Origin of the sequence: Enterobacter sp. CM29 (genome assembly GCF_013179605.1) — a bacterium.
In the GTDB taxonomy this organism is placed as follows: Bacteria; Pseudomonadota; Gammaproteobacteria; order Enterobacterales; family Enterobacteriaceae; genus Enterobacter; species Enterobacter intestinihominis.
In genome coordinates, this window is record NZ_JABMCU010000141.1 from 1 (window position 1) to 11869 (window position 11869).

Consider the following 11869-nt stretch of genomic DNA (forward strand, 5'->3'; position numbering starts at 1 on the left):
CGCCTTACCTTCTTTATACGTCACGTCAGGATGAATTTTCCGGAATATCGATCGTCATTGGCGACTCCGCGTTATCCACCCAGTCCGGAATGCTGGTTCAGGCGCGGGATTTGCCTGAGGTCCCTGCCCGCACCGCCACGCTGAAAAATATTCCTCTGACCGTTAACGTCTATGCGCAAGCCTGGAAGACCGATGAACTGCTCTACGCCGTGTTCTTCGGCCTGGTCTGCGGTATTGCGGCAGGTCTGCTGAATTTCTATATTCTCACTATCCGTCTGAATCCCGGGAAAGAGATCCTTACGGCCATCAAGCACGACCAGTTCTACGTGGTCTATCAGCCCGTCGTGGATGCGCAGTCGCTCAGAATGACCGGGCTGGAAGTCCTGATGCGCTGGAAGCACCCGGTGATGGGCGAAATTCCACCGGATGCCTTTATTAACTTCGCTGAAGCGCAGAAGCTGATTGTCCCGCTGACGCTGCATCTTTTTGACCTGATTATCCGCGATGCCCCTGTCCTGCAAACGGTGCTCCCGCCTGGTGCCAAGTTTGGGATCAACATCGCGCCCGGTCATCTGCATGCGGAAAGCTTTAAGGAGGATATGCGCGCGTTTGCCGCTGCCCTTCCGCCCGATCACTTCCAGATTGTGCTGGAAATAACCGAGCGCGACATGATCAACCACCGCGAGGCAAATCAGCTGTTTGAATGGCTGCACAATGAAGGTTTTGAAATCGCCATCGATGATTTTGGCACCGGCCACAGCGCGCTGATCTATCTGGAACGCTTCACGATGGATTACCTGAAAATTGACCGTGGCTTCGTGAATGCCATCGGGACTGAAACCGTTACCTCGCCAGTGCTTGACGCGGTGCTGACGCTGGCAGAACGCCTGAATATGTTAACCGTCGCCGAGGGTGTTGAAACGCCCGAGCAGGCGGCGTGGCTGCGCGAGCATGGCGTGAACTATCTTCAGGGCTACTGGATCGGCCGACCAATGCCGCTGGAGCAGTTCAGGACGTGGCAACCCGACATCACGCTCGGGGAATAATTTCACAATCACGGCGCTGTCCCTTATTATTCTCCTCAACCGAGCCTGCCTGTGAACAAAGGGATCCGCCGCACTATGATTATGCGCGTTGTATTGATGCTGTTGGCGCTGGTGAGCCTGTCGAGCCAGGCGCAGACCATCAAAGAGAGCACGGCCTTTGCCGTCATTGGCGAGCCGAAGTATGCGGTCAACTTTACTCACTACGATTATGTGAACCCCGCCGCCCCGAAAGGCGGGAACGTGACGCTTTCCGCGACCGGAACGTTTGACAACTTTAACCGCTTCGCCCTGCGCGGCGTGGCGGCAGCGCGTACCGAATCCCTCTATGACACGCTGTTCGTCACCTCCGACGACGAGCCCGGCAGCTATTATCCCCTGGTCGCTGAGAACGTGCGTTACGCCGATGATTTTAGCTGGGCAGAAATCGCGATTAATCCGCGGGCGCGTTTTCACGACGGTACGCCGGTTAGCGCCCGCGATGTGGCGTTCACCTTTCATAAATTTATGACCGAAGGCGTGCCGCAGTTTCGTCTGGTGTACAAGGGCACCACGGTGAAAGCCATCGCCCCGCTGACCGTGCGAATCGAACTCCCTGAGCCAAACAAAGAGAATATGCTGAGCCTGTTCTCCCTGCCCGTCATGCCCGAATCATTCTGGAAAAACCATAAGCTGAGCGATCCCCTCTCTTCCCCGCCGCTGGCCGGAGGACCGTATCGCATTACCGACTGGCGAATGGGCCAGTACGTGATCTATTCCCGCGTGAAAGATTACTGGGCAGCCACGCTGCCGGTAAACCGGGGCCGCTGGAACTTCGATACAATCCGCTACGACTACTACCTGGATGATAACGTGGCCTTCGAGGCGTTTAAGGCAGGCGCATTTGATTTACGTGTCGAGAACAGCGCCAAAAACTGGGCGACCCGGTATATCGGAAAAAATTTCGCGAAAGGCTATATCGTTAAAGACGAACATAAAAACGAATCCGCGCAGGACACGCGCTGGCTGGCGTTTAATATTCAGCGCCCGGTTTTTTCCGATCGTCGGGTGCGTGAAGCTATTACCCTGGCGTTTGATTTCGAATGGATGAACAAAGCGCTGTTTTACGGAGCCTACAGCCGGGCGAACAGCTATTTCCAGAATACTGAATATGCCGCCCGTGATTATCCCCACGCGGACGAGCTGGTTTTGCTGGCGCCAATGAAAGCGGAGCTCCCGCCGGAAGTGTTCACCCGCCTATTTGAACCGCCACAATCCGACGGAAACGGGTTCGACCGGGACAACCTGCTGAAAGCCAGCAAACTGCTGGATGACGCTGGCTGGGTGTTGAAAAATCGGCTACGAGTAAATGTTAAAACTGGTAAGCCGCTCAGCTTCGAACTGCTGATTGCCTCCGGCGCAAACGATCAGTGGGTGCTGCCGTTTAAGAAGAACCTTGCCCGTCTTGGGGTGACCATGAATATCCGCCAGGTCGATATTGCCCAGCTGACCAACCGCAAGCGCAGTCGCGATTACGACATGATGCAAACCCTGTGGGCTGCCCAGCCGTGGCCGAGTTCAGACCTGCAAATCTCCTGGGCATCGGGGTATATCGACTCCTCCTACAACGCTCCGGGGGTAAAGAGTCCGGTGATTGATGCGCTGATCGCGAAAATCGTTGCCGCTCAGGGCGATAAAGAGAAACTTCTGCCGCTCGGGCGCGCGCTTGACCGGGTGTTAACCTGGAACTATTACATGCTGCCGATGTGGTACATGGGTGAAGATCGCGTGGCCCGCTGGGACAAATTCTCCCTGCCCGCCGTTCGCCCGGTTTATACGCTTGGTTTTGATACGTGGTGGTATGACGTGAATAAAGCCGCAAAACTGCCCGCAGCGCGGCGTTGAGGAGTGACGATGGGCGCTTATCTTATCCGCAGGCTGCTGCTGGTTATCCCGACGCTATGGGCCATCATTACCATTAACTTTTTTATCGTGCAGATTGCCCCCGGCGGCCCGGTGGACCAGGCGATTGCGGCCATAGAATTTGGTCACGCTGGCGGCATGCCGGGCGGCGGCGGTGAAGGAATGGGGGCCAGCCATGCCCGGACGGGCGTGGGCAATATCAGCGAAAGCCACTACCGGGGCGGTCGGGGACTGGATCCGGAGGTGATCGCCGAGATCACCCATCGCTATGGTTTTGACAAGCCGCTGCACGAGCGTTATTTCAGGATGCTCTGGGATTATGTCCGTTTCGATTTTGGCGACAGCCTGTTTCGCAGCGCCTCGGTGCTAACCCTGATCAAGCAAAGCCTGCCGGTTTCCATCACGCTCGGACTGTGGGGGACGCTGATTATTTATCTGGTCTCCATTCCGCTGGGGATCCGCAAAGCGGTCTACAACGGTAGCCGTTTTGATATCTGGAGCAGCACGTTCATTATCATCGGCTACGCTATCCCGGCGTTTCTGTTTGCCGTGCTGCTGATTGTCTTTTTCGCTGGCGGCAGTTATTTCGACCTCTTCCCGCTGCGCGGGCTGGTCTCTGCGGATTTCAGCACGTTGCCGTGGTATCAGAAAATAACCGATTACTTCTGGCACATCACGCTTCCGGTGCTGGCGACGGTTATCGGCGGTTTTGCGGCGCTTACGATGCTGACCAAAAACGCCTTTCTTGATGAGATCCGCAAACAGTACGTCGTCACCGCGCGCGCCAAAGGCGTCGGTGAAAAGCAGATTATGTGGAAGCACGTTTTTCGTAACGCCATGCTGCTGGTGATTGCCGGTTTTCCCGCCACGTTCATCAGTATGTTTTTTACCGGCTCTCTGCTGATAGAAGTGATGTTCTCTCTCAACGGTTTAGGGCTGCTCGGCTATGAGGCCACCGTCTCCCGTGATTACCCGGTGATGTTTGGCACACTGTACATTTTCACCCTGATCGGCCTGCTGCTGAATATCATCAGCGATATCAGCTATACGCTGGTCGATCCCCGTATCGATTTTGAGGGCCGCTGATGTTGCGTTTAAGCCCCGTCAATCAGGCCCGCTGGGCGCGCTTTCGCCACAACCGTCGCGGCTACTGGTCGCTATGGATCTTCGCCGTCCTGTTTGCCTTAAGTCTGTGTTCCGAACTGATTGCCAACGATAAACCCCTGCTGGTGCATTTCAAAGATCGCTGGTACGTGCCGGTGCTTACTACCTATAGCGAAAGCGATTTTGGCGGTCCGTTTGCGACGCCAGCCGAGTATCAGGATCCCTGGTTACGTGAACAGATCGCGCAGCACGGCTGGGCGCTTTGGGCACCGATTCGTTTTGGCGCGAACAGTATTAACTACGCCACGTCCACCCCCTTCCCTTCCCCGCCTTCCTCGCAGAACTGGCTGGGAACGGACGCCAACGGCGGCGATGTGCTGGCGCGCATCCTCTATGGCACCCGCATCTCGCTCCTGTTTGGGCTGCTTCTGACGCTCTTTAGCAGCGTGATGGGCGTCGTGGCGGGCGCCATGCAGGGCTATTACGGTGGAAAAATCGATTTGTGGGGGCAGCGCGTAATTGAAGTCTGGTCCGGTATGCCGACGCTGTTTCTGATTATCCTGCTGTCCAGCGTAGTACAGCCTGGCTTCTGGTGGCTGTTAGGCATCACCGTCCTGTTCGGCTGGATGGCACTGGTCGGCGTGGTGCGCGCGGAGTTTCTGCGCACGCGAAATTACGATTATATTCGCGCCGCGCAGGCATTAGGCGTGAGCGATCGCGCAATTATCTTCCGTCACATGCTTCCCAATGCGGTGGTGGCGACCCTCACCTTCCTGCCGTTTATTTTGTGTAGCTCCATTACCACCCTGACGTCGCTTGATTTTCTTGGTTTCGGTTTGCCGCTGGGCTCACCGTCTCTTGGCGAACTGCTGTTGCAGGGCAAAAACAACCTCCAGGCCCCCTGGCTGGGCATCGCCGCATTCCTCTCCGTGGCTGTGCTGCTTTCCCTGCTGATTTTTATTGGCGAAGCCGTGCGCGATGCCTTCGATCCCAACAAGGCGGTATGACATGACCCGGCCTCTTCTGAGCATAGAAAATCTGTCGATTGCGTTTTCAAAACAGGGCGAATCTCGCCCGGTGGTGACGGATTTATCGTTGCAGATCCAGCGCGGAGAGACGCTGGCGCTGGTCGGGGAATCCGGCTCCGGTAAGAGCGTTTCGGCACTGTCGGTGCTGCGCCTGCTCCCTTCCCCGCCGGTCAGCTATCCGCACGGGGATATTCTGTTCCATGGACAATCCCTGCTGAACGCTGATGAGCAAACCCTGCGCGGCATTCGTGGCAATAAGATTGCCATGATTTTTCAGGAGCCGATGGTGTCGCTCAATCCATTGCATACGCTGGAAAAACAGCTCTATGAAGTGCTGTCACTTCATCGGGGAATGCGTAAAGAGGCAGCGCGGGGGGAAATTCTGGACTGCCTTGAACGCACCGGCATTCGTAATGCGGCGAAACGGCTGAACGATTTCCCGCATCAGCTTTCCGGCGGCGAGCGCCAGCGCGTGATGATCGCGATGGCGCTGCTGACGCGCCCCGAACTGTTGATTGCGGATGAACCCACCACCGCGCTGGACGTCACGGTGCAGGCGCAAATTCTGCAACTGCTGCGTGAACTGCGCGACGAGCTGAACATGAGCCTGCTGTTTATTACGCATAACCTGGGCATCGTGAAAAAGCTCGCTGACGCGGTGGCCGTGATGCAAAACGGCCGCTGCGTCGAACAGAACAGGGCAACTGCCCTGCTGAGCGCGCCTCAGCACCCGTATACACAGCGCCTGCTCGATAGCGAACCCTCTGGCGACCCGATTCCGCTTAACGCTGACAGCGCACCGTTGCTGAAGGTTGAGGACCTGTCGGTGTCATTCCCGATCCGCAAAGGCATTTTGCGTCGCGTGGTCGATCACAATCATGTTCTGAAAAACATGAGCTTCTCTCTGCGTCCGGGCGAGTCGCTTGGGCTTGTGGGCGAATCCGGTTCGGGCAAAAGCACCACCGGCCTGGCGCTGCTGCGCCTGATCGCCTCGCAGGGAAGCATTCTCTTTGACGGCATGCCGCTGCAAAACCTGAGCCGCCGGCAAATGCTGCCCGTCCGCCCGCGGATGCAGGTGGTCTTTCAGGATCCGAACTCTTCGCTGAACCCGCGGCTGAGCGTATTGCAGATTATTGAAGAGGGCCTGCGCGTTCATCAGCCCGCGCTGACGGCACAACAGCGTGAAATCGACGTGAAGCGGGTGATGGCGGAAGTGGGTTTAGATCCCGAGACCCGGCACCGGTATCCGGCTGAGTTTTCCGGCGGACAGCGCCAGCGTATAGCGATTGCCCGCGCGTTGATCCTGAAACCGGAGCTGATCGTGCTGGACGAGCCTACCTCTTCACTGGACCGCACCGTGCAGGCGCAAATTCTGGCGCTGCTGAAGGGGCTACAGGAAAAGCATCGGCTGGCCTATATCTTTATCAGCCACGATTTACAGGTGGTGCGTGCGCTTTGCCATCAGGTGGTGGTATTGCGGCAGGGAGAAGTCGTTGAGCAGGGAGAGTGCCAGCGCGTATTCACTGCGCCTGCGCAGGATTACACGCGCCAGCTATTGTCCGCTGACTAGCACTCAGAAAGGATATTGACCGGAGAACGGTTCGGCAATGGCCACGCCGAAGTTTTTCAGACGGCAGGTCGCAGCAAATTCATCCTGGCTGTTAACAAACAGGCACGGCTCACCTTCGCATTCCAGCACGGAGCTGTCTACTTCGATGTCCGTCAGCGCCTGGCTGAGACGTTCCATAACCGGCCACGCATTTTCATCGCTCGGGCTAAGCAGCTTGAGCGCCACCAGACAATTATCCTCCCCGGCAACGCTTTGCGGAATCGGTTCAACTTTCGAACCTGCAAAACCCGTCGACCAGCGATAGCTCTGGGGCAAGCGATGGACAATGGAGAGTTGTAATGTATTCACGTTCAGATCCCCGGAAGCAAATTTACTTCACAATTTATTTACATTTATAGTAACACATCATCGCCAACCTGCACTGTTTAGCGGATTTTATAGGCGTTGCAGGCTCGCGTCGGCGCTATATGTACCCGTTTCTGCGATCTAACTCAACCTTTTTAAATACAATGATGTGACTTTTTACATAAATAGATTTTACATAAAAGAAACAAACACCGGGTAAACGAACCGAGGGTTGGTTGATATGGGTCAACAAAAAGGCCCGTTTCGGGCCTTAAGTGCTCATTTATGCGCCGTCTTACGGGGCCGGCTGGCGTAAAGATAGAAGAGGATGGAGCAAGTCGCGCAGAGGGCAATCGCCCACAGCATCGGCCAGGCAGTATTAAACGTCGCCATTGAGAGCAGCGCCCCGACAATCGCGCCAATCCCGAAACGGAACGTCCCTGCCAGCGACGAGGCGGTGCCCGCCATATGCGGGAATTCGTCGAGGATCACCGCCATCGCGTTGGATGAGACCATCGAGACGCAGCCAACAAACGCCGCCACGCCCACCACCAGCGCCCAAAAACCTACGCCCAACAATGCGCTCAATACCAGCCAGATAGCCATCACGAACTGGATCCACAGCCCGGCGCGGAACATATTCAGCGCCCCGACCCGCCGGACAAAGCGGCTGTTGATAATGGTCATCACAAACAGGAACACGATATTCAGCGCGAAGTAGTAACCAAAGTGCTGGGGTGACACATGGTTCAGTTCGATGTACACAAACGGCCCCGCGCTCAGGAACGAAAACATCCCGGCAAAGCTAAAGCCGCTGGCCAGCATATAGCTCAGCACGCGCTTATGGCGAAACAGCGAGGCAAAGTTGCCAAGCGTGGTGCGGACGTGAAACTTCTGACGGCGCTCGACCGGCAGCGTTTCATCGATAAAGACGAAGATCATCACCGAGGCCAGCAGCGCGGCAATCGCCAGGATCCAGAAAATCGCATGCCAGCTGAACCACACCAGCACCGCCCCGCCCACCATGGGGGCGACCAGCGGCGCAATGGTTGTGACCAGCATGACGAACGACATCATGCGTGAGAACTCTTCCTTCGGGTAGATGTCGCGCATCAGCGCGTTAATCACCACGCTTGCCGCAGCCGCAGCCAGGCCATGGAAGAAACGCATCACGATCAGCTGATCGATACTCTGCGCCAGCGCGCAGGCCACCGCCGCCGCGGCAAATATCAACGTCCCGCCCAGAATAACGGGTTTGCGCCCCAGGCTGTCTGCCATTGGGCCATAAAAGAGCTGGCCGAGCGCAAAACCAAGAATGTAGGTGCTGAGCGTCATCTGTGCGCTGCCTGCCGGTACGCCAAACTGCGCGGAAATCACCGGCAGCGCGGGCAGATACATATCGATAGACAGCGGCATCAGCATGGCCAACAGGCCAAGGATAAATACGATTTTAAACGACGAGTGTGGCCTGGTGGTCACAGGGTTCTCCTGAATTTAGCGTGAAAGCAGCCCGACGCTGGCAATCTCTTCTTCCGTCAGCGGGCGATATTCCCCTGGCGCCAGGTCTGGATCGAGTTCAATCGCGCCGATACGTTCACGATGCAGCCCCACAACGTGGTTGCCCACGGCGGCAAACATCCGTTTCACCTGGTGGTAACGGCCTTCACTGATGGTCAGACGGACGTCCGTTGGGGTAATGACTTCCAGCACCGCCGGTTTGGTCAGATCTTTTTCATTATGCAGCTGAACGCCTTTCGCGAATTGCTCTGCCGTGTCATCCGAGACCGGCGACTCAAGTGTCACCCGATAGGTTTTCTCACAGTGATGGCGCGGGGAGGTGATGCGGTGCGACCACTGACCGTCATCGGTCATCAGCACCAGGCCGGTGGTATCAATATCCAGTCGCCCTGCCGCATGCAGCTTGTGCGCCACAGGTTCGTCGAGGAAGTAGAGCACCGTCGGGTGATCCGGATCGTCCGTTGAACAGACGTAACCTTCCGGTTTGTTGAGCATGAAGTAGCGCGGGCCATTCTGCTGGGTCAGCGGGTTGCCGTCATACTCCACCTGGTGGTCAGGCTGGAGTTTAATAGCGCTGTCTTTCACAATGTCGCCGTCCACGGTTACGCGGCTGGCGCGAATTTCACGCCCGGCAATAGCGCGGCTTACGCCGAGTTGCTGAGCGATAAACTTATCAAGTCGCATGAAATCTTTTTAGCCTTAATGGTGCTGGAAGTCGGACTACGCGTCCGAAAAAGAAGCAGTCAGAAACAGTTCAGTATAATGGTCTGGTTGCGCCACTCAAGGGAAAAAGTTTCGTGGCATACTATATGCGAGTTAACTGAATAGAGAAGCCATGACGTTCACACTACGCCCCTATCAGCAAGAAGCCGTTGATGCCACCCTCGCCTGGTTTCGCAAGCACCGGGAACCCGCCGCCATCGTGCTCCCGACCGGAGCCGGTAAAAGCCTGGTGATTGCCGAACTGGCGCGCCTGGCTCGCGGGCGCGTGCTGGTGCTGGCGCACGTAAAAGAGCTAGTGGCGCAAAACCACGCCAAATATTGCGCGCTCGGCCTGGAGGCCGATATTTTTGCCGCCGGGCTGAAGCGCAAAGAGAGCCACGGGAAAGTGGTGTTTGGCAGCGTACAGTCCGTTGCGCGCAACCTGGACCTGTTTCGCAGCGAGTTTTCCCTGCTGATTGTCGATGAGTGTCACCGCATCAGCGATGACGACGACAGCCAGTATCAGCAAATCCTCACTCATCTGAGAGAGGTGAACCCTCACTTACGCCTGCTTGGCCTGACCGCCACGCCATTTCGTCTGGGCAAGGGCTGGATTTATCAGTTTCATTATCACGGCATGGTGCGTGGCGATGAAAAGGCCCTGTTCCGCGACTGTATCTATGAGCTTCCGCTGCGCTACATGATCAAGCATGGCTATCTGACGCCACCGGAGCGGCTGGATATGCCGGTCGTGCAGTACGATTTCAGCCGCTTACAGGCGCAGAGCAATGGGCTGTTCAGCGAGGCGGATCTTAACCATGAGCTGAAAAAACAGAAGCGGATCACGCCGCATATCATCAGCCAGATTGAAGAGTTTGCGCAAACGCGCAAAGGGGTGATGATTTTTGCTGCTACCGTCGAACACGCGCGTGAAATCACGGGGCTTCTGCCCACCAACGACGCGGCGTTAATTACCGGTGAAACCCCCGGGCCGGAGCGCGACAGCCTGATTGAGGCTTTCAAAGCCCAGCAGTTCCGCTACCTGGTGAATGTCTCCGTATTAACCACCGGGTTTGACGCACCGCACGTTGACCTGATTGCGATTCTTCGCCCGACCGAATCCGTCAGCCTGTATCAGCAGATTGTCGGCCGTGGCCTGCGCCTGGCACCGGGCAAAACCGACTGTCTGATCCTCGATTATGCCGGTAATCCGCACGATCTCTACTCCCCGGAAGTGGGCACGCCAAAAGGCAAGAGCGACAACGTGCCGGTACAGGTGTTTTGTCCGGCCTGCGGGTTTGCCAACACTTTCTGGGGCAAAACTACCGCCGACGGCACGCTGATCGAACATTTTGGCCGCCGCTGTCAGGGCTGGTTTGAAGACGATGAAGGCCATCGCGAACAGTGTGATTTCCGCTTCCGCTTCAAAAACTGCCCGCAGTGCAACGCCGAGAACGATATCGCTGCCCGCCGCTGTCGGGAGTGTGACACGGTGTTGGTCGACCCGGATGACATGCTGAAAGCGGCGCTGAAACTGAAAGATGCGCTGGTGCTGCGCTGTTCCGGCATGGTCTTACAGCCCGGTGCGGATGAAAAAGGCGAGTGGCTAAAGATTACCTATTACGACGAGGACGGCGCAGACGTCAGCGAGCGGTTCAGGGTCCAGACGCCCGCCCAGCGCACCGCGTTCGAACAGCTCTTTATCCGCCCGCATACCCGCACGCCCGGCGTGCCGCTGCGCTGGATAACCGTTGCCGATATCGTGCGCCAGCAGGCGCTGCTGCGCCATCCTGATTTTGTTGTCGCCCGTAAAAAAGGGCAGTTCTGGCAGGTGCGTGAGAAGGTCTTTGACTATGAAGGACGCTTTCGCCGGGCAAACGAATTGCGCGGTTAACGGGACTTTTCGTTGATGCGCGAGCCATTTGAGTATAAAATGCCGCCCGCTTCACATCCGTGAGGCAGAACACTCACCTGCTGCTGGGTCGCCTGTAGCAGGGTTTTAAATACAGAGAGAAATCAATGTTCACTATCGAAGCAGAAGTACGTAACGTGCAGGGTAAGGGTGCGAGCCGCCGCCTGCGTAACGCTAACAAGTTCCCGGCTATCGTTTACGGTGGCGAAGCTGCTCCAGTTGCAATCGAACTGGATCACGACAAAGTGTGGAACATGCAGAACAAAGCTGAATTCTACAGCGAAGTTCTGACCATCGTTGTTGGCGGTAAAGAAGAAAAAGTGAAAGTTCAGGCTGTTCAGCGTCACCCGTTCAAGCCAAAACTGTCTCACATCGACTTCGTTCGCGCGTAATCGCAAACCTGTCGAGAAAAACCCCGCTTCTGCGGGGTTTTTTTATGGCCGCTACTTACCGCCTGAGGTGCGACGCTGGAGCTGATCGCGCAGATTCGGCGGCGTGCCTTTAATGGTCAGCGTGTCGGTCGCCGGATCCCAGAAGATACGTTCCCCGAGCAGCATGGCATCAAAGTTAATGGTTAACCCACCGCCGCTACCGGCAAATTTCGTCAGCTGACGCAGCGTACTGCGATCCGCCGGGAAGCTCTCTTCCAGCTCATAGCCTTTTTCCGCGGTAAATTCCTGGAAGCTGACTTCGCTGACGCCCGCCAGCTCTTTGGACAGCGACTCCAGCTCAATCTCTTCCCCGG

The 11869-nt window shown here is 56.6% G+C and carries 11 protein-coding genes; 7 read left to right on the forward strand and 4 right to left on the reverse strand.

The annotated features are described in order from the left end of the window. From HP459_RS16305 to yejF, 5 genes are all read left to right on the forward strand, one after another. Positions 1-1046, forward strand: a 1046-nt coding sequence (locus HP459_RS16305; protein WP_171936490.1) for a cyclic di-GMP phosphodiesterase, incomplete at its 5' end; no start/stop codon positions are given. A gap of 75 nt (positions 1047-1121) precedes the next feature. Then, complete coding sequence (locus HP459_RS16310; protein ID WP_171936491.1) at positions 1122-2927, forward strand: extracellular solute-binding protein; 1806 nt, start codon at positions 1122-1124, stop codon at positions 2925-2927. Positions 2928-2936: 9 nt separating this feature from the next. Further along, positions 2937-4031: a microcin C ABC transporter permease YejB gene (locus HP459_RS16315; RefSeq protein ID WP_003859369.1), complete on the forward strand. Its 1095-nt coding sequence runs from the start codon at positions 2937-2939 to the stop codon at positions 4029-4031. Further along, the gene (locus tag HP459_RS16320) at positions 4031-5056 is read left to right on the forward strand and encodes a microcin C ABC transporter permease (RefSeq protein WP_023306620.1); all 1026 of its coding nucleotides are present in this window, start codon (positions 4031-4033) and stop codon (positions 5054-5056) included. Before HP459_RS16315 ends, HP459_RS16320 begins: the two co-directional genes overlap by 1 nt. A 1-nt stretch (position 5057) precedes the next feature. Next, positions 5058-6647, forward strand: coding sequence for a microcin C ABC transporter ATP-binding protein YejF (gene yejF / locus HP459_RS16325; RefSeq protein WP_045620897.1), 1590 nt, complete (start codon positions 5058-5060; stop codon positions 6645-6647). A 3-nt stretch (positions 6648-6650) separates the two neighbouring features. On the opposite strand, the gene HP459_RS16330 is transcribed toward yejF, so the two are convergent. The 3 genes from HP459_RS16330 to rsuA all read right to left on the reverse strand — a co-directional run bounded on the left by HP459_RS16330 (position 6651) and on the right by rsuA (position 9194). Further along, positions 6651-6995 (reverse strand): YejG family protein, encoded by a 345-nt coding sequence (locus HP459_RS16330; protein ID WP_003859372.1) that lies wholly within the window; start codon positions 6993-6995, stop codon positions 6651-6653. A 276-nt stretch (positions 6996-7271) separates the two neighbouring features. Continuing rightward, entirely contained in the window at positions 7272-8471 is a 1200-nt protein-coding gene (locus tag HP459_RS16335) for a Bcr/CflA family multidrug efflux MFS transporter (protein ID WP_022648730.1), read from the reverse strand. A gap of 15 nt (positions 8472-8486) precedes the next feature. Further along, positions 8487-9194 (reverse strand): 16S rRNA pseudouridine(516) synthase RsuA, encoded by a 708-nt coding sequence (gene rsuA / locus HP459_RS16340; protein ID WP_171936492.1) that lies wholly within the window; start codon positions 9192-9194, stop codon positions 8487-8489. 151 nt (positions 9195-9345) lie between these two features. On the opposite strand from rsuA, the gene HP459_RS16345 reads away from it, so the two are divergent. Next, a complete protein-coding gene (locus HP459_RS16345) occupies positions 9346-11106 on the forward strand; it encodes a DEAD/DEAH box helicase (RefSeq protein WP_022648732.1) in 1761 nt (586 codons plus the stop codon). A gap of 125 nt (positions 11107-11231) precedes the next feature. Next, entirely contained in the window at positions 11232-11516 is a 285-nt protein-coding gene (gene rplY / locus HP459_RS16350; protein WP_022648733.1) for a 50S ribosomal protein L25, read from the forward strand. Positions 11517-11567: 51 nt separating this feature from the next. Here the strand turns inward: rplY and HP459_RS16355 are convergent. After that, positions 11568-11869: nucleoid-associated protein (locus HP459_RS16355; protein WP_171936493.1), on the reverse strand; the 302-nt coding region annotated here is incomplete at its 5' end.